The organism is Photobacterium malacitanum (genome assembly GCF_900185615.1).
GTDB classification, from domain to species: domain Bacteria; phylum Pseudomonadota; class Gammaproteobacteria; order Enterobacterales; family Vibrionaceae; genus Photobacterium; species Photobacterium malacitanum.
Map to the genome: position 1 here is coordinate 467,428 of NZ_FYAK01000001.1, position 24,233 is coordinate 491,660.

Here is a 24,233-nt window from a genome sequence, read left to right on the forward strand (position 1 = left end):
TTAAACTTAACAATTAAAAACAACACGACTCAATAGTGAATATATAGAAACATTTCATGAATAACCATATCACATTAAATAACATCTTGATCAACATACCCAACTGTAATAACATACCGCCCTCATAAAAAACACATACTAATTACACTTAAAAATTTCTTATTTTCGTTTTATCTAATAGATTTATTAGATCGATATATCATAAATCAATACATCTACGGTTATTAATGTTACAAATAGCGATGCTACTTTTTGGTGCACAATTCGTAAAAAGTAAAATACTTTATCTATTAGGATTTACCTCCCTATGGGGAGTGGCTGGCATCCTGATCTTTATTGATGGCCTTGATGGAAAAATATTTGACACTTTTAGTTATTTTCTTTTACTTGAAAGCTTTACAACCTTAATCGTTGCCCCTAATGGCTTTGGTTTACAGCGTAATATACTGCTTTTTAAAGGTGGTATTTTCCTCTTTGGCGCAATTTCTGCATTGGTTAATATCAAGTTTAGCAATATCTTATTATCGATTACATTTGGTTTAACCTATTTTTCTGTCGGTTTTTTTAATATCGCCTCAGCTTGGGTTGTTCGCTTTTCTCATTGGAAAAGAGCAATCGGTTGGGGTGGGATTCAAATTTTCTATTCGCTATTTCTATTACAAAATTACGATTATGTTATTTCTTATTTTCTTGGGTTTATTATGGTCACAGGAAGTATTAGAAGTATCATTGTTCTTATAAAAGTTTATTCATTAGATAATAAAAATGCGATTTTTCAGTTATTAAACAATAGTGAACAAGAATATATAGCTAATAATGCATTTTCAACAAATAGCATAGAAGATAGAAATATTATTCAACCTTTAACAGTACATATATGGACACCAACGGGTTCGGCAGCAAGCCCACATATTCCTCGTCCGATTATTAACCGCTATATTGCTGCAACAGATATCAATGGTGTTATTTCTACCGGCCATGCTGCACTTGAACTAGGTTCGGAGTTATATATCAGTTTATATCCATCTGAAGATATTGATCGCTCACCTTCAGAGTTTATTCGTACTTTAAAAGCGACACCTGAAAATAATGTTCTTGGTCGTTATTTGCCTGATTACAAAACAGAAGCACTAGAATGGTGCGAATCAAATATAAAAATCGAGTTTACTCAATATAACGCACTAACTTTAAAGCAATTTTGGTACCACTGTTATAAAAAACCTATTTATAACTTAACCTCTAATAACTGCTCAAGTAATACCGCTTATGCCTTAGAAGCAGCTTTAGACGGTGTTTTAAATAAAAACAATAGCAGTATGTGTACATTCTTAAAACTGATGTGTTGCCCTGAATTATGGGTTGCAGCACAAATTCGCCATCGCGCAATGATGATGGCATGGACACCTGGTTTAACGATGGATTATAGCCGTACATTACACGCAATAGTTCATCCTATATCAGTCCCTTGGTACCAACGTAGCCTCTTTAGAAAGCTACCACTTAAACGTTCTTTGAAACATGCCATCACCCGTACCCAAAACAATTTAGCGAGTAATTTTTATGACTAATGTATACCTGATACTCTTTATTTCAATTATTGCAGAAACGCTTGCAACCACCATGATGAAAGCATCGGAAGGCTTTACACGGCTCATTCCCAGCCTTATCGTATTAATTGGTTACGCTATTTCATTTTATGGGCTTTCTCAAGTTGTTAAAATCATGAATATCGGTATTGCTTATGCTCTTTGGGCTGGAATCGGCATCTTTTTAGTCTCAACTTTGTCTTATTTTGTATACCAACAAAAACTAGATTTTCCAGCGTTACTTGGATTAGTTCTTATTGCTGCCGGCATCATCACAATTCAAGTTTTTTCTAAATCAGTTGTACATTAGTTAAAAAGATAACGGACAGCCATATTTTACAGCACCAGCACAAATCACAAATACAAATTACAAATGGACAGCCACTTAAATTTGTTCGGCCAATAAAATGACTAACGATAAGCCGTTTTACTGTAATAGTTACTGATTATTCTTTATTTATTGGTTTAATAACCGCGATTACTATATTTAACGATCACCAAAACCCACAATCCTGATGGCTATTGCGGTATATTCATTTAGTTATAAAAAACAGTCTCTAGTTAGGATGCAACTGGTGACTTGCCGACTTTCCTTTACACCAATGTCCACCAGCATGTTGCTTGAAGGCACACATTCGCGACCATTTACCGCTCACATTGGCATAACGTTCCATAAATTGTTCGCTATGCTCTAGCCATGCGTCTGCGGTGATTCCTAATTGTTGTAAAATCTTTGGTTGGCTAGATGTAATAAAACCTTTTTTATCGTTCCGAATACAGCGCCCTGTCCAATCAATCAGTTCAAGATAATCGGTAAAAGCAAAGTTTATTCCAGCTGTTTTAGCTTGATGTTCTGCGCCAACAAAGGGTAATAGTTGGAAGTGCGATTTATGTGGCGGTGGCTGTTTAACTGAGGTTTTCGTTTGCTTATATTCACGAATACGCTGCTGAATCGAGGTAAAATCTGACTGCTGTAGTGACGGTGTAACGCCTGCTCTGATCGGGTTTAAATCAACATACATCATGCACGATAGTAATGCTTTTTCATCCAACAATGCTTGAGACTTAAACCTCCCCTCCCAAAACGCGCCTTTACATTGGTCTTCTTTATTAGCTTTACGGGCTATTTCCTCATTAAGACAGCGCATAAACCAGCTAATACTACCTAATCGTTGCTGCCATTCAGTCACTAAATTTGATAATGCCTGCTGTTTTTCCGTCCCTATTTGGCCTTCTTTTAAAAAATCGACCGCAATAGGATGACCATTAAACAGCTGCAACCAACGTGATATTACTGCTTCTGGAGTCAACTTTTTCTGTTGATCAGTATCTATTTTTAGCACCAAATGATAGTGGTTACTCATCACAGCATAAGCACAAACATCGATACAAAAAACAGCAGCTAATTGTTTGATTTTACTTACTATCCAACCTCGACGATGATGATAGTTTTTACCGTTATATGGATCATCACCACATAAATATGCCCGCCGTACGCAACGATTAATAACATGATAAAAAGGCGTGATATGAGGCTCGATCAATTTGCGTCTTGAGATTGTCATTGGTTTCACCATAAGCAACTGTAAGCTTAAGTGTAGTCGCTCATGGTTGATGTGCAATGTTATGGCTGTCCTCTGTTTCTGTTGTTTCTACTGTTTTGCTCTGTTTTATTTTACTGCTCACTTTTTGAACAAAAATATGTAAGATGCCAATCCTCTTATTTTCATCCTCAATAATTCCAAAACGTTATTTATTCAATGTAATCAACCTGCTGCCAACAATACACAATCAAAACAGTAAAAAATTATTGTTTATCGATAATTTTTTATTTATTTAGTTTGTTTTTTTATCTATATTAGCAACCGAACTACCCCATCACTCATATAATTATTAGAGGTTTATTATGAAAAAAGTATTACTGTTACTGGCCCTTGGTTCTGTTTCTGTTTTCGCACAGGCAGCACCAGCTAAACATGCTGAGCAAATGCTGGCACAAGTTGATAGCATTACTGTTTATTCTGGTAACAATGTCGATACTCAAAAACAAGCATTCAAAACGATTAACAAATCATTGGTGCCTAACTTTGAAAAATGTGCAGTTTATCTACCTAAAGGGGCTTCAAAAGCGAGTACCACGATCACTTTATCTCGCAGCGATGATGGCAAACTATCACTAGATTGCGTAGGTCAATAAAGCCGATACAAATAAAAATACCGACCTGATATAGGTCGGTATTTTTTAGTAGATTCAATTGTTTAATGTATTTTAGGCGCTATCACATCTTAAAATACTTTGAAGGTTCTGGTAAAACGGGTGGTGTGCTATCCATATAGGTTAAAAAGTGCATCCACACATCATGGGTTCTTTCTTTGGTAAGTTGCGTTTTACAGTCCAAGGCCATCACATTACGGATAGTCCCCTCACGCCATTGAGTATAAACCGCATTACACTGCGCTTTCATATACACTTGCCAATCTTTTTGTGCTTGCTCTATCGCTTTCACCAACGCAGGATCATCTTTATTATGTTCAACGCTGGCAGTCAGATATTTGGATAACTCTTCTTGTGCAGAAGTTAATGTCAATGCTGCACAATCATTAATGTCCAGTGTATTACGCGGATTATCACAATCTAATGCTTTCTTTGCTGCAAGTGCTGGCAATGACAAACAAACGAATATAATTAGCAGGTACTTTTTCATTGATAGACCTCATTTAAATATAAGCGATATGTAGTAACAAAGCGATTAGAACTATTATAGCTTTGCATACTCACTCCATCCAAAAGCACAACTAACAACCTTCATCTTTTGGCACAATTATCGATTAACAAATAAAACCGAAATCAGCACCAAACTGATTTGATATATGCTCAAAAACAGTAGAAACATTGCTTATTTTCACGTTTTAACTATATCAATTACAGTTTTCTGCCCAAACGTTTTTCGACTTGTTTTTTTTCCCACTCTGGACCGAAAATATTGACTATTTCAAACGCACTAAATGCATGGCTTACAATACCAATTCCCCAACCTAATGCAGGCCATACCGCCCACCAATAGTCAGGGCTAGTAAAATAATTAATTATAAATAAAGCGCTAATAACTAATACGTATGTGGTTAGATTAGAATAAAAACTTTTAATGCCTTTAACATAGTTAAGTGCACGTTTCTCTTCTTCTGTTATAGTGATTTCTTTGTTCATTGGCGGCTCCATTTGAAGGTCTGATACTTGGATTTCAAATACCGCAGCTAAAGATTTGAGTGACTCCAGCCCTGCTTTTTGTCCTTGCTCAATACGTTGAATAGTACGAATACTTAATCCGCTCAATTGAGAAAGTTGTTCCTGAGACCAACCACGCTGTAGTCGTAATTTTCGAATAATCATTACAAATCCTTGTTGCTACTTTCCGCCAAACTCTATCAATATCTCATCAAAAGTATCACGTCATCAGTCTGACAAAAACATGACACTCTTCATTTCATCTTATAAACAACCACTTATAATCATGCTATTTTTCTTTCATGAGATTGCTTGCATTAATAATAGTAGTGAGAAGAAATTAATAACAAGATTTAATGAACTGTTTTAGTATCCTCTTATTTACATAATTCACAATAGACAACGACAGTTATAGCTGTCCTATTTACTTCCTTACTTTCACGTTTAGTTGCTTAACAAATTCTAATAAACAATATCTAAGTAAAATGATGCGCATTTTTGACACATTTTTTCTCTGAACATATGACCTAATAAATTATATTCATGGCACTTTTCGCATTTAATAAAATATGATGGATCATTAAGAATTGATATTATCTCTTTATCTACTTCACTTAATTCAATGGTTTCAAAAACCTTTACTGTTTCCCATTTAGTAATTGGCATATGTGGACCATTCCAACTTATTTTGCAAACTTGTAGTTCTACATTTTTATTTTCACTTTTAAGTCGAAAATAATTTCTACAGTCTTTAGTCATAAAGCACCCTCCTCATTACATAACATCTACGTGACATGTTTATTACTATGTGATTATACGTAGGGTTAGTGTCTTAAAATGAGAAATACTCAGCAAACTGACAACGATAAATGAAGTATTAAAGATGAATAATGAACAACACCTTACCCACCTAACTTTACAAGGTAAGCGTCCAGTTACTATTGATGATTATAGTCGTGCACTTGGACGCATTACACAGCATTAAATAAATAGCCTGATGCCTTAACTACTGATGACCTCAAGCGATACTTGGCTCAATTGATTAAAACCCATTCATGGAGTACGGTCAGAATTGATCGCAGTGGTTTGCGAAAATTATGGCTGTCCTATGCTTATGTTTTTACTGCTGTTTTCCTCAGCCAAATATCCGTCATCTCGGAAGTGAGGCACGAACTATCCGTGATCTACTCAACGCATGATCGAGCCTTAAAGATGCCAGTGAAACACGTTAATTTTACGTAGAACCATAAAATCTATCACACTGAATAGTTGATTCCCTATTACTCACATTTAATAAATCGCCTGATACATAACAACCGATGATCTCAAGCGATACTTTGCTTAACTGATTAAAATCCATTCATAGATCACCGTCAGAATTGATCGTAATGGATTACGAAAGTTATGGGTGTCCTATGTTTTTTCCCAATATTTACTTATATAAAGCCGCTCGGGCTTGTCCAACACTTCGGATAGGTGTCGGCTGCGCGACACATATCCTTATCTGTTATGTGCGTAGCAAACTTTAAATGCCATATTTATTTACTTAGGATTTGATGGTTTTGATGACCCTCTTTTCTTATATTCTTTTTCGTAAATCACTTCATTTATTATCCATCCAAAATAATTCAGGATTAGCCCAAAAACGAACAAAAAAGGAATTTGAACATATAAGTCTAATCGGTATTCTTCCCATGAATGAACTTTATCGAAAACAATAAACCCAACCAAATACCCAAAAAAAACTGCGCCACCAATGAGCAAAGTTTGTTTGAGCACATAATTTAGCTGTCCTTTTTTACGTGTAAGAGCCCAGCGTTCAAAGCGTTTATTTTTCCATTGTTTGATCATAACTCACACTCTTTGCTTAATTAATACAAAGACTAAGGTATACCTTTCACGATAAATAAAATGTGCTCTAGTTCAATAGAAAAGAAAGATCACCTATAAGCAACAAAAAAGCACATAACAACTTATTATATTAACAACTTGCCCGAATTTGTTCTTTGAACCTGCGCCCGTATTTCATTCGTCATTATACAAAAAACATTATAAATCAAAAACATTATTACATTTTTTGCCCGATAGAAGTCACAAAATCGGGCATCTGCCTTTTAGTTGCTACTTTTTTTACTAATACTAATTGCTGTATGTATTAACAGTATAAAAGGTGCAATATGGCTTCTCGATTTCTAACTTATATAAAAGAATACATGTATCAAAAAAACTACGCTAAACGTACCGTAGAAAGTTACTTATATTGGATAAAAAACTATATTTTATTCCATAATAAAAAACATCCTGATAAATTAGGCAATGATGATGTTGAACAATTTCTGTCTTATTTAGCCAATCAAAGAAATGTTGCAGCAAAAACACAAGCTACAGCCCTTAATGCACTTATATTTTTATATTTACATATAATTAAAAGACCATTATCTCAAAAACTCAGGTTTTCTCGTGCTAAATATTCCCGAAAATTACCCGTCGTTTTAACACAGAAAGAAATAGCTTATCTTTTTCAGTTTATTGACCCCCACTATAAACTACCAATTCAGCTTATGTATGGTAGTGGTCTTCGTATTAGTGAGTTACTTTATCTTAGAATAAAAGATATTGACTATGATTATCAGTCAATAATGATTTGGTTATCAAAAGGAAATAAAAATCGTCGTGTAACATTAGCACCTGAATTAATTCCAGAATTAAAAGCACAACAACAAATAGTTCATAATTACTTTAAACAAGATATTTTAAATAAAAATTTTTGTGGCGTATGGTTACCTCATGCTTTAAATATAAAATATCCTTCAGCATCAAAAGATTTTCTTTGGCAATTCTTATTCCCTTCTTATAAATTATCAGAAGATCCTGCAACAAAAGAAATTAGACGTCATCATATAGATGAAACGACAATTAGACGTTGTTTAAAAAATGCAGCTAAAAAATCAAATATTAAAAAAAACATTTCATGCCACACATTACGGCACTCTTTTGCTACTCATTTACTTGAATCTGGTGCAGATATTCGTGCCGTTCAAGAGCAACTAGGGCATAGTGATCTTAAGACAACACAAATCTATACACACGTTTTAAATCACGGAGCTAATGGTGTAAGAAGTCCATTATCAAACATATTAAATAAATAATAATTAATAACACTTCAATGCGCTGCAAATAGATTCCCTATCGCGTTCGTAACCTCACTGTAGGGAATGACGGGTTGTTGTGTTGTGGCTTTAATATAACAACATCCGCTGTTCCTAAAACCTCGCCCCTAATAACCTATTTCCTATAACCTTTCTTCCACAAAAAAGCCGACAATGAAGTCGGCTTTAAATAAATAATCTATTCGCGATTAATTACGCGTTGGCTTGTGCCGTTTGAGCAGCAACTGAGCCTTCTTCTGGGCGCTTTAAGAATGCGTACATCACACCTGTTACTACCGTACCCGCAGCAATAGCAACGAGGTAAAGTAACGCTGGTGAAATTGCGTTTGGAATCAGCAGAACAAACAAACCGCCGTGGGGAGCCATTAGTTTTGCGCCAAACAACATTGATAATGCACCTGTTAATGCGCCACCAGCCATACAGCTTGGAATAACACGCATTGGATCGCGCGCGGCAAATGGGATCGCACCTTCAGAGATAAAGCACATACCTAATACAAACGAGGCTTTCCCTGCTTCATTTTCACTGGCTGAGAACTTACGTTTGGCAAGGAATGTCGCTAAACCCATACCCATTGCAGGCACCATACCCGCAGCCATTACTGCTGCCATTGGGGCGTAGGTTTGTGAGGCCAGTAAGCCAACACCAAAGGTATAAGCGGCTTTGTTTACAGGGCCACCGAGGTCGAAACACATCATACAACCAAGGATAATACCGAGTAATACTGCGTTAGCTGAACCCATATTGTTGAGGAAAGTGGTTAGGCCAGCCATTGCCGCTGATACTGGACCACCAACAACGTAAATCATTACCAAGCCTGTAATTAAGCTGGCTAATAATGGCACAATCAAAATCGGCTTTAACGCTTCCATAGATTGTGGCAGTTTGATTTTTTCTACCAACAATTTAGCACTGTAACCTGCTAGGAAACCGGCAACGATACCGCCTAAGAAACCTGCGCCTGTGGTACTTGCTAACATACCGCCAATTAAACCGGGTGCTAAACCTGGGCGATCGGCAATTGAGAATGCGATGAAACCTGCCAATACTGGCACCATTAACGCAAATGCTGAACCACCACCGATGGTCATTAATGCTGCGGCTAACGTGCCTTGTTGTTTAAAGGCTTCGATACCAAACACAAACGACAAGGCAATGGATAAACCACCAGCGACCACTAATGGCAGCATGTAAGATACACCCGTCATGAGATGCTTATACGGCCCTGCTTTTTCAGCTTTGGTGTCAGCCGCTTGCGCATTGGTATTGCCAGCGTATTGATATACTGTCGCGGTTGCAAAGGCTTTTTCTAGCTCTGGTTTCGTTTTCTTAAGTGCTAAACCTGTGCTGGTTTTATACAGCTTTTTGCCATCAAATCGGGCTAAGTCGACTTCAATGTCAGCGGCGATGATCACTAAATCTGCGGCTGCAATCTCTGCATCCGTCAGTTGGTTTTTAGCACCAACAGAACCACGGGTTTCTACTTTGATCTCATAGCCTTGCCGTTGACCTTCTTCTGTCAACGCCTCTGCTGCCATAAAGGTGTGTGCAACGCCTGTTGGACAAGCTGTAATAGCGACAATTTTCTTAACCGCACTATCGGCTGCATTAGTAACAGTTTGAGTGTCAGATACTGTTAATCGTTGTGCTTGCTCAACAGCCTCGGTTAGCCATGCTTTAGGATCTTCAAAACAGGCTGTGATGTCGGCTTGATAAACTTTTTTACCCACAAAACGGGAGTTATCAATCGCTTTACCTGTTGCAATAATGATCACTTCAGCATCATCAATTTGCTGTTGGGTCAACGTTTTAGTGGTGTTAAGTGTAGTCTGGCATTCCACATTGGCTTGCCATTGTAATTCTGCGGCGGCTTTTTCTAATAAACCCGCAGCAATGATGGTGGTTGCAATGCCGCTAGGACAAGCTGTTACTAATGCTATTTTCATATTTACACCTTGATCAATGTTGCTTAGCGTTATTGTTATTATGTCGATAAGCTAATATGCGATTATGTTATTGCGTTAGAATAACGTGCTGGGCGATGGTATTTACTTGCTCAATATCATCAACACCTACCCCAACTTGAGTCACAGCGACGGCTGATAATGCAGTGGCAAATTGCAGCGATTGCGTTTTTGACCATTGATTGATCTCTCCCCAACACAAGCCAGCAACAAGGGTATCGCCAGCACCAACAGTACTTACCACGTCCATTTTTGGTGGCTGAGCATGTAACCAGCCTTGATCGTTAAGCCACATCACCCCTTTAGCACCCAGTGACACCACCACATTAGTAATACCTTTGGCAGCGATGGTTTCTGCAACCGCCATACATTGTTGCGGCGTGTCTAATGCTTGGCCTGCCCATTCAGCCAGTTCTTCATCATTAGGTTTAACTAACCACGGATGGGCATCTAAACCCGTCGCTAAGGCTGATTTACTGCTATCAAACAATACTTTCTTGCCTAATTGATGCAGTTTTTCCAACCAATTCGCGCACATATCAGCACTGACACCTTGCGGTAAGCTGCCAGCTATCACGAACACATCATGGGTTGCGGCTAGTTCAAACAGTGTTTTTTCAAACGCTAAAATATTGGCAGCGGTAACAGCAACACCGGGAAAGTTAATGTCACTGACTTGGCCATTTTTTTCGACTAATTTGACGTTAATCCGGTTTGCGCCTGCTACGCGAACAAATTTGTCTGTTGCACCCATTGCTTTAAATAACTGGCAAAAAGATTCTTGGTTATCCGCACCTAATAATCCTGTAACAGTAACTTCAGCCCCTAACTCAGCCAGCACTTTCGCCACGTTAACCCCTTTACCGGCTGGATGGAGACTACCTTGTTCGACAACGCTAACACTGCCTAATGATAGTGATTGCAAACTGCCAGTAAGATCGAGTGCTGGGTTTAAAGTTACGGTGACGACTTTCGGTTTTACATTTTGTTGCATAGTAGTTGCCTCTAAATCTATGGTTGAAATTGTCATGCTGGCAGTGTTTATAATTTTTCGCCTAAGCCGTCGGCAATCGCTTGACCAATTGCGGTTAGCGCCGCTTCAGCATCACTTCCTTGTGCGGTAAATTGCAGTTCATTACCGCATTTCACACCCAAACCAATCACTTTCATTAAACTTTTTGCATTAACAGGTTTACTGCTACTCGTTAGGTTAACCACTTGAATATCAGCATCGAATTTTTTAGTGGTATTAACTAACATTGCGCCTGGACGAGCGTGCAAACCATGCGGGTTACGGATAGTAAATGTGGCTTGATTGCCCTCTAACGTCACTTGAGTTAATGCCGTTACCATCTCTGGTGCTGATGATGCTAACCATTGGCTAATTTTGCCTTGATAGATCATATTAGTAAGGTGTTCGAGATTAGCTTTATGGGCATTATTATTCGCCGCAATCATGATCATCCCCGCCACTGGATGACCAAGCTCTTCAAAAGGTGTTTGTGGCGTAACCACTGAAATTGCAGTTCGCTTAACCTGTTTATTGCTTTTCACTAACCACAAGCCTTGGCCTAAATAGCTCGCACCTTGATCAATTGCATCTGTCACCGTGGCTGTTTCTGCAAAGCCTTGGTATTTAATTAACCCAGCCGCTACCGCTGTCAGTTGTAATAAATCCTGCGCCGGAAATTGTTTTAAAATAAGTTCAGGAGTGCATTCTGCTTCTTGCTGCTCATCACCATTTAGTAAGGCAATAATTGCTTGCTCTGATTCACAATGACGAAGCTTATCTTCAATACCATCAGCGGATAATACTTTGGTTAATTGCTTTAAAATGCCCAAATGCTCGTCTGATTTAGCCGCAATACCAATCGCGATATAGGCCGTTTGGTCATTCCCCCACGGCACACCTTGCGGAAAGTGATGAATTTTAACACCAGTATGATTAACTAAATCACGGGTTTCTGTTGTGCCATGAGGAATGGCGATACCATTGCCAAGGTACGTTGAATTTTGCTGTTCACGAGCAAGCATACCGTTGACATACCCTGTCTGAACTAACCCTGTCGCTTCAAGATCAGCTGCCAACGCTTTGATTGCATCTTGTTTGGTGGATGCAATTTGCTGCATCGTAATATCATTTTTAGACAGTGATAACATTTAACTCTCCGCTTTAATGCTCTGTGAAATCATCGTTATTGATTAACGTTAGCGATTAACCCTATCAACGTATTACTAATGTTTTATGGTCTATATTAGTAATAAGCTGAATCGTTTCAGCAAAGTGAGAAATAAAAATGCCATGCGTTGCACAACATTTCTAGTCACTCGATAAATAACCATTTAAGTTATAGCTGAAACCTTTCAGCTTGCATACTGAATCGTTTCAGCTAGAATTGCAAACATGTAAAGCATACGCTCTATCAATATATGATCAAGTGCACAAAATTAGCTTTACCCAAATACTCACAAGTCTCATTAACAATGGATAACAACTATGACACTGGATGAAATTGCAAAACTCGCTGGGGTTTCTCGCACAACTGCAAGTTACGTTATTAATGGTAAAGCAAAACAATATCGTATTAGTGAAAAAACCCAACGCAAAGTAATGACTGTTGTTGATGAGCATAACTATCGCCCTGATCATGCAGCAACATCATTGCGTATCGGTAACAGTCATTCTTTAGGGCTGATTATTCCTGATTTAGAAAACAGCAGTTACGCAAAAATTGCCAAACTACTTGAACGTAATGCACGTAAAGCAGGCTATCAAATGATCATCTCTTGCTCTGATGATGATCCAGCCACTGAAATGAAAGTCGCTGATATTTTACTAAGCCGTCGCACTGATGCACTGATTGTTGCGAGTGCACTTGCCGCTGATCACCCTTTTTATCGTCAAGTTCAAGCCAATGGGGTGCCTGTTATTGCCATTGACCGTGCCTTAGATGATGAGTTTTTTGTATCAGTGATCAGTGAAGATTTAGAAGGCGCTTTTCAACTCACTCAGTCATTATTAAACAAACCAATTAACAGCATTGGTCTCGTGGGCGCGGTTGCTGAGCTTGGCGTATCAAAAGAACGTCAACAAGGTTTTATGGCTGCAATTGAGCGCCATCAACAGCCTATCACATCGTTAATTGGCTATGGTGAGCATTTTAGCCAACAACATGGGCAACAGATTGTGCAGCAGTGGCTTGATGATGACTGTTTTCCCGATGCAATTTTAGCAACATCGTATACTTTATTTGAAGGTGTACTTGATTGCCTACTCAACAATCCACACGCCATGCGTAACACTTATTTAGCCACTTTTGGTGATAATCGGCTGTTAGATTTTTTACCCAATAAAATACAGTCATTACCTCAACAATATGAACTGATTGCTGAACATGCATTAGCGCTAGCACTGCAGGCGATAAAAGGCATTTATGAACCCAATATTGAAGTGATCCCACGTCAAGTCATTCAGCGTTAGTAGTATTACCATTATTCTATTGCGGAATAATAGCTATAATGAAAAAATAGTGAGTTATTGATGTTTCTCTTCTTTTTATTAAATCGCTATAGGCTACGCCATGTATTTACGTCTTAAAGCATTGTTAATATCACATGCACAATTTTCTCATGCTTTACGAGTAACGTTAGCGATAGCTTTTACACTCGCCTTCTACGCCGTGGTACATGTTCCGCATTCTATGTGGGGACCTGTGACTGTGGTAGTAGTGATGATGCAACCTTATGCTGGCGCGATTGTATATAAAGGTTTTCAGCGTATAGGCGGCACATTATTAGGGGCAATGCTAGGCTTATTAACGGTATTGTTCCCTCACCAACTGGATTATCTGATCCCGGTATGGATGTTGGCATGGGTATTCTTACTGTCGCTTAAATCTTATGGTAAGAATATTTATTTTTTCTTTTTGGCAGTAATGACGTTAATTATTGTTTCTTACCAAGGTGATACCGCTTTAGAAGTCAATGTGGCTTTATGGCGAGTGGCAAATATTTTAATTGGTAGCTTGATTGCGATTTCATTTTCTTTATTGATGCCGATTCGTGCTGTCACCAGTTGGAATACCTTATTTAATCAAAATTTACGCGCCTTACGTCAGCTTTATCAAGCTCATGCATCTGCTCATATGTTGAGTATTAAACAATTAAATGCCATGAAACGTGAAGTGTTAGAACGACACATGAAAATGATCATTTTGTTGCCTAACGTCCAAAAAGAAAAACACAAATTAGCCGGACATTATCGCGCTATTATCACAGTACAACGGACATTAATTAGTATTACTGAACAGCTCATTGAAACCCATTGGAGTTCTGACATTAGTCGGCGGCAATTATTAGCTCAAGCCGATTTAAAACTTTATCAGCAGCAGATTATTACCATTTTAAATCAAATCGAACAGGCATCGGTTAATCACAGCAGTTTAGCACATCTTGACACTCTACCTGATATTCACCTGCTGCCGATGATGGCTACAGAGATAAACCCAGATGATGCAGCAAACGCGTTGGGAATTTACGGCTATTTTTGGCTTACTCGCCAATTTATCAGTCAACTTGATGCGCTTATTATTCAATTACGAAGTCTTAATTCATAAACGCGGCAGTCATAAGTACTAACAGGTGATACGGATACTAAAAATAACCAACCTGCACTATTATGATCATAGTGCAGGTTGGAATTATCAGCAGATAACCGTGGTTATTTCATGATCATTCAACCATCGCTGTAAACGTGGTGATTGTTCAATGGAACGGCAATAAATATCACAATCTTTCGCTGTATTGCCGACGACTGCAAATAGCATTTTAAGTAACTGGATGATAGCATCGTTTTGCGTATCAACCCGGTAAGTCAGGCTAGGATTGTCAAAATCTTGTCCAAGCGCAAATTGTGCCAGTTGCTCCACGTCTACGACAAAACCATCAAAATAATGAATAAAAGTCTCAGCTAATAATGCGTTTGCAGGCACGCAACATAGCATATGTACTTTTAATCCATTAGCACCACGGCATAACCCTTGTTCAGCTAATAAATCGATCATGGTCGCCGCTTCACTGAATGTACGTACAAACGGCACCACTACTTCAATGTTTTCTCCGCCTAAGGTTGCACGCGCACGTTTAATTGCTTCACATTGCAGGGCAAAGCTCGGTTTGTAATTTTTATCAGCAAAAAAACGTGCACCGCGTAACCCTAATTGTGGATTAACTTCTACGGTTTCTAATTCAGCCCCTAATAATTGCTGGCGCGCACTGGAATCAGCACTAATAAGTTGTACTTTTAAAGGCGTCGTGCCTTGCTGCCTTGCGGCTGATACTAATAGCTCGGTTAGCATTGAGACGTAATATTCCGCCAACGCTACTGTTTGTTGGCCGTATTGATCGGCGATTTTTTGTTGCAGTGCTTGCTGAGTGACTTCAGATAACCTGTTTTGCTGAGCAAAGACTAACGGATGAATGCCTATCGAAGTAGCAATCAGTTCATCTAATGAAACCAGCCCTATTGCTTGATTATTGAGCGTCGTTAATTGTTGGGCATTACGCAATACGGCTGTTGTTGCGAGTAGTAATTGTGTTTGTGTTGTCATACACCACCTGTACGTCCATGTTAAAAAGACTGATGTCTATATATATCAATCCATTAAATAACTCCCTAATGACCTTACTGCGAGATTAATGGACACGCAAGCGTAAAAGGTTATTTGATAACAATTAATCAACCTTATTATCATATGCCATTCGTTTTATGGGTGTGAATAATTGCATGCAAAATCACCATTTTCACTCTGAATATCCACCGTTAGTCATTAAAAACCCATTTGTTATCACAAGTTTGGTTTATTCCAACGCTAATTTGGGCTATCTTAACGGGGTTATTACAGAGATACCAAGGTAGGCAAACTATTATGCCAATGAAAACAGATGAACTTCGCACAATGAGTCTCGGCCTTATGCCGACACCTGCAGAAGTAGAAATAGCCTCACCAATGACAGATGCCATTGCTGCGCATGTTGATAACGCACGTAAGCAAGTTGAAGCTATCCTAGCGGGTAAAGATTCGCGTCTATTGGTGATTGTTGGGCCATGTTCAATTCATGACACCGATGCTGCTATTGATTATGCGAAGCGCCTTGTTGCTGTACAAGAAACATATAAAGACCAACTCTTCATCGTTATGCGCACCTATTTTGAAAAGCCGCGTACCGTTGTTGGTTGGAAAGGCCTTGTCTCAGATCCTCATCTAGATGGCAGCCTTGATCTTGCGGCTGGTTTACATAAAGCACGTAAGTTATTAATCGATATTAATGCGTTAGGGCTACCCACTGCGACTGAGTTTTTAGATATGATCACTGGCCAATATATTGCCGATCTTATTACATGGGGAGCCATTGGCGCTCGTACCACTGAATCTCAGATCCACCGTGAAATGGCATCAGCATTGTCTTGCCCTGTTGGCTTTAAAAATGGTACTGATGGCAATATTAAAATTGCTATTGATGCGATTCGAGCGACGCGTGCATCACATTTATTCTGTTCGCCTAATAAACATGGTCAAATGACGATTTACCGTACTTCGGGTAATCCATATGGCCATATTATTCTTCGTGGCGGCAAGATGCCCAATTACCACGCTCAAGATATTGCGACAGCGTGTGCTGCTTTAACTGAGTTTGAATTAGCACCCAAATTAATCGTTGATTTCAGTCACGGTAATTGTCAAAAGCAACATCAACGTCAATTAGATGTTGCTGCTGATATATGTGAGCAAATTCGCAATGGCAGCCAATCTATTGCAGGTATCATGGCTGAGAGCTTTATTGAAGAAGGCAATCAAACAGTCATCAGCGGTAAAGAAAAACAACTTGTCTACGGCAAATCGATTACTGATCCATGCATTAATTGGAGTGATACTTTAGTAATGCTTGATATGTTGGCAGCTGCAATCAAAGACGCCAACGCATAAACTTCAGCTACACACCTTAATACAATAAAGGAGTAACAATAGATTGTTGCTCCTTTATTCATATTTAATTAACGGTATAATGTACGCGTTAATAATAACGGGATAAATTTCCCACATTGAGGTTAGAGGCCAATAACATGCCATGTTTTGATATTATTTCCGAAGTCGATACCGTAGAAATCAAAAATGCGGTAGAGAATTCAATCCGAGAAATTAGCACTCGCTTTGATTTCCGTGGTGTTGAAGCCAACGTAGAATTAAACAAAGAAATCGTAAAAATCACTTCAGAATCTGAATTTCAACTTGATCAGATTGTAGCAATTTTACGTGGCAACCTTGCACGACGTGGCGTTGATGCTAATGCACTTGAGCGTAAAGCTGTCAACTTCTCTGGTAAAACTGCATCACAGAATATTGAATTTAAGCAAGGTGTCGACACCGCTAACGCTAAGAAACTAGTTAAAGCAATCAAAGACGCTAAGTTAAAAGTTCAAGTTGCTATTCAAGGTGACAAGTTACGTGTAACTGGTAAAAAGCGCGATGATCTTCAAGCAACAATGGCACTTGTTCGTGCGCAAGATCTTGGCCAACCGTTCCAGTTTGATAACTTCCGTGACTAATTTCGGTTAACTATATCGAGGAGGCGTATTTGCGCTTCCTTTTTTTTGATTTAAACATTCAAATATTTTTTAATAAACTTAAAAATAACCATAATATTTAAACAGATATCATTAAATATATACTTTACTGTTATACTTAAATACGTCATACAAATACCAAATCAAACATAAAAGAAACAATAGCAGCGCATATAACCCCACCTTAAATAATGCTAACACAACATTATCAACACCCCATTTACAACCACGAATACTTTTTAAGCAAACAAATTTTTTTTAATTGCAAAAATTGTTGCTCACTATGCTTATACCCTATAATCCACCCACTTCAATAATGGTTAATTATTTTTCATTCTCTGTGACTAACAGCATAGGATAAAGAGCAACAACAACGATAACTAGCACGGATATGCTTATACGATCACGGAACGTTCACTTTTTGCAATAAAGATAGCTATTGTAAATCACCCTTTTTTCGCTTGTTGTACCACTCAATTTATTCAATTCACATTGGTTGAAAAGAAAATAAAGGAGATGTCCATAATGGGCACCGCACAACAACAAAAAACAACTGCAACAACCGCTGACAAGACTCAAAAACTCGGCTGGCGTAAAAGTGATACTGTATGGATGCTCGGTTTATATGGTACAGCAGTTGGTGCTGGCACTTTATTTTTACCTATTAATGCCGGTGTTGGTGGCTTAATTCCGCTTATCGTAATGATGGTCTTAGCGTTACCAATGACCTTTTTCGCTCACCGCGCAATGATGCGTTTTGTGCTATCAAGTGCAACCCCTGGCGCGGATATCACAGAAGTGGTTGAAGAGCACTTCGGTAAAAATATGGGCAAGATTATTACTCTATTGTATTTCTTTGCCATCTACCCGATTTTACTTGTTTATAGTGTTGCTTTAACCAACACTGTTGAAAGCTTTATGCAATTTCAATTAGGTATCGAGCCACCAGCGCGCGCCGTTTTAGCATTGATTCTTATCGTCGTGCTAATGGCAATTGTTCGCCTTGGTGAGCAGTTAATTGTCAAGGCAATGAGTATTTTAGTATTCCCTTTTGTGGCTGTATTACTGCTGCTTGCGTTATACCTAGTACCGTATTGGAACGGCGCTATTTTTACAGATATTATTCCACAAGGTGGTAATACCACGAGTGTAATGATGGCAGCATGGTTGATCTTACCTGTAATGGTATTCTCTTTTAACCACTCACCGGTTATTTCTTCATTTGCTGTAGCTAAAGAAAAAGAATATGGCGTTAATGCAGAGCGCCAAGGGTCACGTATTTTATTACGCGCCCATATTATGATGGTTATTACAGTAATGTTTTTCGTTTGTAGCTGTGTATTAAGCTTAACACCAGCTAACCTTGCTGAGGCAAAAGCACAAAACGTATCTATTTTAACGTACCTTGCTAACCATTTTGACACGCCAATTATCGCTTATGCTGCACCTATTGTCGCTATTATTGCGATCACTAAATCTTTCTTAGGCCACTATTTAGGTGCGAGTGAAGGTTTAAATGGTATCGTTCAAAAAGTTGCACGTGATAAGAACAAGACTATTTCAAATAAAGCACTTAATCGTTTCACAGCTTTATTTATGTTAATTACAACGTGGGCTGTCGCAACACTAAACCCAAGTATTTTGGGTATGATTGAAAACTTAGGTGGGCCAATTATTGCTATGTTGCTATTTATTATGCCAATGTATGCAATAAAGAAAGTACCTGCAATGAAAAAATATTCAGGAACTATCAGTAATGTATTTGTAACTATTATTGGTTTGATGTCTATCTCGGCTATTTTTTATTCTCTAATACAGTAAATAAACGTCATATGTGATCTAAAAAGGCTACCTAGTAGCCTTTTTTTTATTTTAAACAAACCACTATTATTTCTTATCATCTTCCCTTCATTACATGTCATCACAAGCACTTTACAGCAATCACACATAGCCATGACATTTTAGCCAGCTATATTGCTTACATTATCGTTCAAATTACATTTGACGGCTAAACAATGAAAGCATTACTGTTAATCCCTATTACAACTTTATTTTGCCATGCCGCCTACGCCACAAACATTAATAATCAACCGATTGAAGAGGAATCTTCTGATTTTAACGGCTCGGCAAAATTAGGCTTTATTTACGCTAAAACGACAAATACTTCGATGTCGATGAATTCTGCCTTATCGTTGAAGCACACCACTAACGATTGGAGCAACAAACTAAAGTTTAGCTCTTATTATACCGATTCAACCAAAGAAGAAGATGGTGTTAATAAGTATAGTGTTTCGCTAGATACGCGCTATATGATTAATTCACATAAGTTTAGTTACTTACGTAATGAATATAACCATAATCAATTTGAAACCTATCGTCATGAATATATCATTGCTACAGGTTTAGGTTATAAACTTTATGATACTAAAACGACCAAATTAACGGTCGGTGGTGGTCCAGGTTTTCGTTATAGCAAACGTCAACTCAATGATCCGGAACATCCTAATCAAATTGAACGTAATATCATTGCGAATGCTTTCTTAAATGCAGAAAAGAAGGTTACATCAACATTAACCGTTGGTGCAAATAGCAGTATTGATTACGGTGTTTCAAATACCAACTACTCTATTGATGGCTATATTAAAAACAAGCTGATCGGCGACATTTCATTATTGCTAGACTCTCAATATATTTATAATACTGAAGTGGCTTCTGATAAAAGTCATTCCGAAATTTATAGTACAGTCAGCTTAACCTATGACTTTTAATCTCTATAAAAAAACCGAGCATATGCTCGGTTTTTCGTTTTAAGACGTTAACTATATTCATTAATAGCCACAGTTAATGATATAGGCTTTTTTCACCTTCTGGACGTGTTTTAAAACGTCGATGCAGCCACATATATTGACTTGGTGCTGCCATAATTGAATGCTCGACGGCTTTATTGATATATGCCGCAGCAGCCTGAGGGGCTTTATGAGGAAAATCAATTAGTGGCGGAAATATCTTCAATGTATATTGACCATTATCGCTATTACGAATCATCGCAAAAGGTAATGGCACTGCGCCAGATGCATCAACTAACAAACTCGTCCCTGTTGTTGTACACGCATCTTTTACGGCAAATAATGGTGCAAATGTTGAGTTTCGACCTCGACCATAATCTTGATCTGGGGCGTACCATAAGATCTCTCCTTCTTTGAGACCTTTAAGCATGCCTTTTACATTTTTACGATCAAGCATATATTTATTGGAGCGTATACGACCCTTAAACTGGAAATAATCAAAACAAGGGTTATTATTCGGTCTGTATACACCAACACCAGGTCTTTTTAAACCAAACGCACGCGCACCTAGTTCTAAGTTCATCGAATGAACGGCAATCAATAGAATACCTTTTCCTTGTTGCTGTAATTGATCAACATACTCAAGCCCCTCAACCTTAACGTGTCTTTCTACACGAATATCAGGCCAAAACCACGCCATTGCCGTTTCAAATAACGCTAATCCGGTATTATCTATATTTTGTGCAATTAATCGTTGCTGTTCTTCAATTGATAAATCTGGAAAACATAACGCTATATTTTGCTTAATCGTTTCACGTCGACTCGATAACATTTTCATTGCCAATCGACCGACACCTTGCCCTAAACGAAATTGGATGAAGTACGGTAGCCAACTTAGCAAGTACATCACTGCCATTAATATTAATACAGACCAATATCGTGGATGTAGTAATGCTCTTCTAAATGTCGGTTCAGTAAATTTACGCATAACAAAGCACAGGGTTCCTCAGTTAATATGATTGAAGAGCCTAAGCTACATACTCTTCAACGTATTCATAACACTAATATCATTGTTATATTAGGTGATGTAGTTTATTGAATGCAAGTTAATACACTATAGCCATAGGCATTATACAGCACCGATTAAGTTTAGTTATTATTAGGTTAATAAATCCAATTTAATTACTGATTTTTAGCTAAAAAAAAGCCCATCGTCAAAGATGAGCTTAATAATATCAGTAACAGCTATTAAATTAATAAAAGCTTGGCTGCCCTTCTGGCCGCGTTTTAAAACGACGATGTAGCCACATATACTGACTAGGCGCTGCCATTATTGACTGTTCAATAACCTTGTTGATAAAAATAGCAGCAGCATCAGGATCCTTATTTGGGAAACCTTCAACAGGCTGGCTAATCGTTAACGTATAATGACCAGAATTATTATCGCGTACCATAGTAAATGGCACCACGGCACAGTCAGTTGCATCAACCAATAAGCTGGTTCCTGTTGTTGTGCACGCTTGTTCTACTGCAAATAATGGCGCAAATGTTGAGCGTCTTAGACCATAATCATGATCAGGGGCATACCACACTCGCTCACCAGTTTTCAGAGCACGTAGCATACCTTTTACGTCTTTACGATCGATTAAAGTACGGTTAGATCGTGAACGTCCTTGATATTGAAAGTAATCAAAACACGGATTATTGTTAGCACGATATACACCCATCCCGCTTTTTTTAATACCAAACGCACGCGCACCAAGTTCAAGATTCATAGAGTGCACAGCAACCATTAACGCGCCTTTGCCTTCACGCTCTAGCTTCTCGATATGTTCCATACCTTTAATAGTAACGTGGCGGCATACTCGCTCGTCAGACCAAAACCATGCCATTCCTGTTTCAAATAAGGCTAATCCTGAATTATCAATATTTTCCTTTACTAAGCGGTCACGCTCGCTTGTCGTCATTGATGGAAAGCACAATTCAAGATTGCGAGAAATAGTATGGCGGCGCTTTTTCATTAATTTAATCGCTAAACGGCCAATATACTTTCCTAAAAAAAACTGCACACGGTAAGGCAATAAACTAAGGGAATACATGAGTGCCATTAACATTAGTGTCCCCCAGTAACGAGGATGCAATAATGAATAGGAAAAAACAGGAATATGCTTAGAGCTCATACGATATTATAGCCTTGGGTTTTAATAATTTACTAAAATTCAATGCCGCTATAATAGTCCTTTCGCATCCGAGTAAAAAGCAAAACTATGTTTTTTATTGTCAAGATTAGGACAGTGCTATTTTTTGTAATTAAAAACACGAAATAATACTACATAACAATAACTTAAAAACTCACATTTACCATTAATCATTATTATTAGCCTGTTCAATGACAATGATCTTTTTTCGCTGTTTATTTTATTTCCCAGTCACAACAGAACTGATGACACATTGTGTATTCAACAGCAGATTAGTAAACCTTAAAACCTAAAAAAGACGACCTATCATACTGCATTGCAAATAGATAAATCCTATTATTTCGCCTTTTACTTACAACATAAAAAAATAACCTATTGATTAATATAAATAAAATAATTGGCACAATTTCTGCAATTTTATTAACAATCACAATATTATTTAATTAGGTGTCAAATATGGAATTACGTCAATTAGAGATAGGTAATGATACATTGGTATTATCAATCAATGGCGATATGGATGCTGCCGGATGTCAAAACATACAATCAACTATTGATGATGTCATTAGCAAACCACAATCACATATTGATGTAGACATGGAAAATGTTGCCTTTTTAGACTCATCCGGCATTGGAGCTTTAGTTTATCTCTATAAACGACTTACAGAAAAGCAACATAGCATGCAAATAAAAAATGCTCATGGGCAACCACTTTCATTGCTAAAATTACTAAGAATTGAGAATGCTATTCCCGTTAATGAACATAGTGACTAGCACTGCTCTTATCATGGAGGTGATCACGCTATGGAATTAAGAAGCATAAAGCATAATTTAAAATCACTCTTTGTTATTAGTTTACTTTTATTATCAGGCTGTACCCCTTTTGCTGAGCATGGACGTGGGGGCGGTGCTAATAACTATTTAAATACGCGCTCAACAACACTCGATCATCTTCCACCATTAGGCCCTGAAGATGGTTTGCAGTTTGAATGGGTACTTGTTGCTCGCCATCTTGACATGCTTATCGCAGATCAGGCTCAATGGTGTTTTCCAGCAACGGTTCTTCAAGCACAGCGAAATGAGTCTCGTATTGCTAGTGAACTTGTTGGAGGATTAGAAGTAGATGCAACTAATAGCCTGATAATACAACGTAATTTGCTACAACGGTTAGAGTATCAAACAAAAGATGCTAAACAACAACAAAAGTGTAAACCGCCAAGAAACAGTACTATTGAACCTGAAGATCTTATCTTTGCTAAAGAGATATACAACTTACTCAATAGCGCTAATCAATTTACGTTTAACTCCGTAGAACTCGATCCTAAGTATATTATTAATTTATCTGTAGCCTCACAATTATTAGCCAAAAATGCTGATTATAAAATCTTAATAACGGGTCATAGCGATGTCTTTACAGCAGATATGGCAGACAATAACCTTGCACGTCAACGAGCCGAACAGATAAAACGTTACCTCAGTATTTTTGGGCTCAACCCTAATCGTATTCATATTGAAGCGATTAACTCTCGCCCTGCTTTAGTATCTATACCGCAACCAAGCGAGCACTTAAGTAACCGTCGTGTCACCATTGAATTAATGCATGTAGATCAAAATCTCACACTTAATCACTTATCAGAGAGGTAATTACAATGTATCTCTTTAAGCATCTTTTCTTGTG

At 37.9% G+C, this 24,233-nt stretch carries 23 protein-coding genes; 12 read left to right on the forward strand and 11 right to left on the reverse strand.

All coding sequences use genetic code 11. The features are described from left to right. The first annotated feature begins 227 nt into the window (after positions 1-227). Both PMAL9190_RS02055 and PMAL9190_RS02060 read left to right on the forward strand, forming a co-directional pair. Positions 228-1,568, forward strand: coding sequence for a hypothetical protein (locus PMAL9190_RS02055; RefSeq protein WP_087843698.1), 1,341 nt, complete (start codon positions 228-230; stop codon positions 1,566-1,568). Continuing rightward, entirely contained in the window at positions 1,561-1,896 is a 336-nt protein-coding gene (locus tag PMAL9190_RS02060) for a DMT family transporter (RefSeq protein ID WP_087843699.1), read from the forward strand. Before PMAL9190_RS02055 ends, PMAL9190_RS02060 begins: the two co-directional genes overlap by 8 nt. Positions 1,897-2,143: 247 nt before the next feature. On the opposite strand, the gene PMAL9190_RS02065 is transcribed toward PMAL9190_RS02060, so the two are convergent. Then, positions 2,144-3,151: a transposase gene (locus tag PMAL9190_RS02065; protein WP_087843700.1), complete on the reverse strand. Its 1,008-nt coding sequence runs from the start codon at positions 3,149-3,151 to the stop codon at positions 2,144-2,146. A 341-nt stretch (positions 3,152-3,492) separates the two neighbouring features. On the opposite strand from PMAL9190_RS02065, the gene PMAL9190_RS02070 reads away from it, so the two are divergent. Beyond that, positions 3,493-3,783, forward strand: coding sequence for a hypothetical protein (locus PMAL9190_RS02070; protein ID WP_087843701.1), 291 nt, complete (start codon positions 3,493-3,495; stop codon positions 3,781-3,783). A gap of 82 nt (positions 3,784-3,865) precedes the next feature. Here the strand turns inward: PMAL9190_RS02070 and PMAL9190_RS02075 are convergent, their stop codons facing one another. The 4 genes from PMAL9190_RS02075 to PMAL9190_RS02095 form a co-directional block, all read right to left on the reverse strand. Beyond that, entirely contained in the window at positions 3,866-4,291 is a 426-nt protein-coding gene (locus PMAL9190_RS02075) for a lysozyme inhibitor LprI family protein (RefSeq protein WP_065166074.1), read from the reverse strand. A gap of 218 nt (positions 4,292-4,509) precedes the next feature. Further along, the gene (locus PMAL9190_RS02080) at positions 4,510-4,977 is read right to left on the reverse strand and encodes a 2TM domain-containing protein (RefSeq protein ID WP_087843702.1); all 468 of its coding nucleotides are present in this window, start codon (positions 4,975-4,977) and stop codon (positions 4,510-4,512) included. Positions 4,978-5,274: 297 nt separating this feature from the next. Beyond that, the gene (locus PMAL9190_RS02085; RefSeq protein ID WP_087843703.1) at positions 5,275-5,571 is read right to left on the reverse strand and encodes a hypothetical protein; all 297 of its coding nucleotides are present in this window, start codon (positions 5,569-5,571) and stop codon (positions 5,275-5,277) included. A 783-nt stretch (positions 5,572-6,354) separates the two neighbouring features. After that, on the reverse strand, positions 6,355-6,663 hold the full coding sequence (locus tag PMAL9190_RS02095; RefSeq protein WP_087843704.1) for a hypothetical protein: 309 nt from the start codon (positions 6,661-6,663) through the stop codon (positions 6,355-6,357). Between the two features lie 326 nt (positions 6,664-6,989). Between PMAL9190_RS02095 and PMAL9190_RS02100 the strand changes: the two genes are divergently transcribed. Then, complete coding sequence (locus tag PMAL9190_RS02100) at positions 6,990-7,961, forward strand: integron integrase (protein ID WP_087843705.1); 972 nt, start codon at positions 6,990-6,992, stop codon at positions 7,959-7,961. A gap of 213 nt (positions 7,962-8,174) precedes the next feature. Here the strand turns inward: PMAL9190_RS02100 and fruA are convergent, their stop codons facing one another. The 3 genes from fruA to fruB all read right to left on the reverse strand — a co-directional run bounded on the left by fruA (position 8,175) and on the right by fruB (position 12,107). Beyond that, on the reverse strand, positions 8,175-9,929 hold the full coding sequence (gene fruA / locus PMAL9190_RS02105; RefSeq protein ID WP_087843706.1) for a PTS fructose transporter subunit IIBC: 1,755 nt from the start codon (positions 9,927-9,929) through the stop codon (positions 8,175-8,177). A gap of 67 nt (positions 9,930-9,996) precedes the next feature. Further along, positions 9,997-10,941, reverse strand: a complete 945-nt coding sequence (gene pfkB / locus PMAL9190_RS02110; RefSeq protein WP_087844197.1) for a 1-phosphofructokinase — start codon at positions 10,939-10,941, stop codon at positions 9,997-9,999. A gap of 47 nt (positions 10,942-10,988) precedes the next feature. After that, positions 10,989-12,107, reverse strand: a complete 1,119-nt coding sequence (gene fruB, locus PMAL9190_RS02115) for a fused PTS fructose transporter subunit IIA/HPr protein (protein WP_087843707.1) — start codon at positions 12,105-12,107, stop codon at positions 10,989-10,991. A gap of 337 nt (positions 12,108-12,444) precedes the next feature. On the opposite strand from fruB, the gene cra reads away from it, so the two are divergent. Further along, entirely contained in the window at positions 12,445-13,428 is a 984-nt protein-coding gene (gene cra / locus PMAL9190_RS02120; RefSeq protein WP_087843708.1) for a catabolite repressor/activator, read from the forward strand. A 100-nt stretch (positions 13,429-13,528) separates the two neighbouring features. Next, positions 13,529-14,563, forward strand: coding sequence for an FUSC family protein (locus PMAL9190_RS02125; RefSeq protein ID WP_087843709.1), 1,035 nt, complete (start codon positions 13,529-13,531; stop codon positions 14,561-14,563). Between the two features lie 87 nt (positions 14,564-14,650). Here the strand turns inward: PMAL9190_RS02125 and PMAL9190_RS02130 are convergent, their stop codons facing one another. Continuing rightward, positions 14,651-15,556, reverse strand: coding sequence for a putative PEP-binding protein (locus PMAL9190_RS02130; protein ID WP_087843710.1), 906 nt, complete (start codon positions 15,554-15,556; stop codon positions 14,651-14,653). Between the two features lie 318 nt (positions 15,557-15,874). Here PMAL9190_RS02130 and PMAL9190_RS02135 point away from each other — a divergent pair, with 318 nt between their 5' ends. The 4 genes from PMAL9190_RS02135 to PMAL9190_RS02150 all read left to right on the forward strand — a co-directional run bounded on the left by PMAL9190_RS02135 (position 15,875) and on the right by PMAL9190_RS02150 (position 20,339). Continuing rightward, entirely contained in the window at positions 15,875-16,933 is a 1,059-nt protein-coding gene (locus tag PMAL9190_RS02135; RefSeq protein WP_087843711.1) for a 3-deoxy-7-phosphoheptulonate synthase, read from the forward strand. Between the two features lie 137 nt (positions 16,934-17,070). Continuing rightward, complete coding sequence (locus PMAL9190_RS02140) at positions 17,071-17,553, forward strand: YajQ family cyclic di-GMP-binding protein (protein ID WP_087843712.1); 483 nt, start codon at positions 17,071-17,073, stop codon at positions 17,551-17,553. 543 nt (positions 17,554-18,096) lie between these two features. Continuing rightward, on the forward strand, positions 18,097-19,392 hold the full coding sequence (locus PMAL9190_RS02145) for a serine/threonine transporter (protein ID WP_087843713.1): 1,296 nt from the start codon (positions 18,097-18,099) through the stop codon (positions 19,390-19,392). A 194-nt stretch (positions 19,393-19,586) separates the two neighbouring features. Continuing rightward, on the forward strand, positions 19,587-20,339 hold the full coding sequence (locus PMAL9190_RS02150) for a DUF481 domain-containing protein (protein ID WP_087843714.1): 753 nt from the start codon (positions 19,587-19,589) through the stop codon (positions 20,337-20,339). Positions 20,340-20,412: 73 nt separating this feature from the next. Here the strand turns inward: PMAL9190_RS02150 and lpxL are convergent, their stop codons facing one another. Both lpxL and PMAL9190_RS02160 read right to left on the reverse strand, forming a co-directional pair. Beyond that, entirely contained in the window at positions 20,413-21,345 is a 933-nt protein-coding gene (lpxL, locus tag PMAL9190_RS02155; protein ID WP_087843715.1) for an LpxL/LpxP family Kdo(2)-lipid IV(A) lauroyl/palmitoleoyl acyltransferase, read from the reverse strand. A 265-nt stretch (positions 21,346-21,610) separates the two neighbouring features. Next, positions 21,611-22,537 (reverse strand): LpxL/LpxP family Kdo(2)-lipid IV(A) lauroyl/palmitoleoyl acyltransferase, encoded by a 927-nt coding sequence (locus tag PMAL9190_RS02160; protein ID WP_087843716.1) that lies wholly within the window; start codon positions 22,535-22,537, stop codon positions 21,611-21,613. 474 nt (positions 22,538-23,011) lie between these two features. On the opposite strand from PMAL9190_RS02160, the gene PMAL9190_RS02165 reads away from it, so the two are divergent. Together PMAL9190_RS02165 and PMAL9190_RS02170 are read left to right on the forward strand one after the other, a co-directional pair. Continuing rightward, complete coding sequence (locus PMAL9190_RS02165) at positions 23,012-23,329, forward strand: STAS domain-containing protein (RefSeq protein WP_060996419.1); 318 nt, start codon at positions 23,012-23,014, stop codon at positions 23,327-23,329. Positions 23,330-23,359: 30 nt separating this feature from the next. Next, positions 23,360-24,199 carry an OmpA family protein gene (locus PMAL9190_RS02170; RefSeq protein WP_087843717.1) on the forward strand — a complete coding sequence of 280 codons (840 nt, stop codon included), beginning with the start codon at positions 23,360-23,362 and terminating at the stop codon, positions 24,197-24,199. The last annotated feature ends 34 nt before the right edge of the window (positions 24,200-24,233 follow it).

Excerpts from the sequence above, each read along its gene's own strand:
- PMAL9190_RS02055 (WP_087843698.1), top strand. The coding sequence starts at position 228 with ATGTTACAAATAGCGATGCTACTTTTTGGTGCACAATTCGTAAAAAGT.
- PMAL9190_RS02060 (WP_087843699.1), top strand. The coding sequence starts at position 1,561 with ATGACTAATGTATACCTGATACTCTTTATTTCAATTATTGCAGAAACG.
- PMAL9190_RS02065 (WP_087843700.1), bottom strand. The coding sequence starts at position 3,151 with ATGACAATCTCAAGACGCAAATTGATCGAGCCTCATATCACGCCTTTT.
- PMAL9190_RS02070 (WP_087843701.1), top strand. The coding sequence starts at position 3,493 with ATGAAAAAAGTATTACTGTTACTGGCCCTTGGTTCTGTTTCTGTTTTC.
- PMAL9190_RS02075 (WP_065166074.1), bottom strand. The coding sequence starts at position 4,291 with ATGAAAAAGTACCTGCTAATTATATTCGTTTGTTTGTCATTGCCAGCA.
- PMAL9190_RS02080 (WP_087843702.1), bottom strand. The coding sequence starts at position 4,977 with ATGATTATTCGAAAATTACGACTACAGCGTGGTTGGTCTCAGGAACAA.
- PMAL9190_RS02085 (WP_087843703.1), bottom strand. The coding sequence starts at position 5,571 with ATGACTAAAGACTGTAGAAATTATTTTCGACTTAAAAGTGAAAATAAA.
- PMAL9190_RS02095 (WP_087843704.1), bottom strand. The coding sequence starts at position 6,663 with ATGATCAAACAATGGAAAAATAAACGCTTTGAACGCTGGGCTCTTACA.
- PMAL9190_RS02100 (WP_087843705.1), top strand. The coding sequence starts at position 6,990 with ATGGCTTCTCGATTTCTAACTTATATAAAAGAATACATGTATCAAAAA.
- fruA (WP_087843706.1), bottom strand. The coding sequence starts at position 9,929 with ATGAAAATAGCATTAGTAACAGCTTGTCCTAGCGGCATTGCAACCACC.
- pfkB (WP_087844197.1), bottom strand. The coding sequence starts at position 10,941 with ATGCAACAAAATGTAAAACCGAAAGTCGTCACCGTAACTTTAAACCCA.
- fruB (WP_087843707.1), bottom strand. The coding sequence starts at position 12,107 with ATGTTATCACTGTCTAAAAATGATATTACGATGCAGCAAATTGCATCC.
- cra (WP_087843708.1), top strand. The coding sequence starts at position 12,445 with ATGACACTGGATGAAATTGCAAAACTCGCTGGGGTTTCTCGCACAACT.
- PMAL9190_RS02125 (WP_087843709.1), top strand. The coding sequence starts at position 13,529 with ATGTATTTACGTCTTAAAGCATTGTTAATATCACATGCACAATTTTCT.
- PMAL9190_RS02130 (WP_087843710.1), bottom strand. The coding sequence starts at position 15,556 with ATGACAACACAAACACAATTACTACTCGCAACAACAGCCGTATTGCGT.
- PMAL9190_RS02135 (WP_087843711.1), top strand. The coding sequence starts at position 15,875 with ATGCCAATGAAAACAGATGAACTTCGCACAATGAGTCTCGGCCTTATG.
- PMAL9190_RS02140 (WP_087843712.1), top strand. The coding sequence starts at position 17,071 with ATGCCATGTTTTGATATTATTTCCGAAGTCGATACCGTAGAAATCAAA.
- PMAL9190_RS02145 (WP_087843713.1), top strand. The coding sequence starts at position 18,097 with ATGGGCACCGCACAACAACAAAAAACAACTGCAACAACCGCTGACAAG.
- PMAL9190_RS02150 (WP_087843714.1), top strand. The coding sequence starts at position 19,587 with ATGAAAGCATTACTGTTAATCCCTATTACAACTTTATTTTGCCATGCC.
- lpxL (WP_087843715.1), bottom strand. The coding sequence starts at position 21,345 with ATGCGTAAATTTACTGAACCGACATTTAGAAGAGCATTACTACATCCA.
- PMAL9190_RS02160 (WP_087843716.1), bottom strand. The coding sequence starts at position 22,537 with ATGAGCTCTAAGCATATTCCTGTTTTTTCCTATTCATTATTGCATCCT.
- PMAL9190_RS02165 (WP_060996419.1), top strand. The coding sequence starts at position 23,012 with ATGGAATTACGTCAATTAGAGATAGGTAATGATACATTGGTATTATCA.
- PMAL9190_RS02170 (WP_087843717.1), top strand. The coding sequence starts at position 23,360 with ATGGAATTAAGAAGCATAAAGCATAATTTAAAATCACTCTTTGTTATT.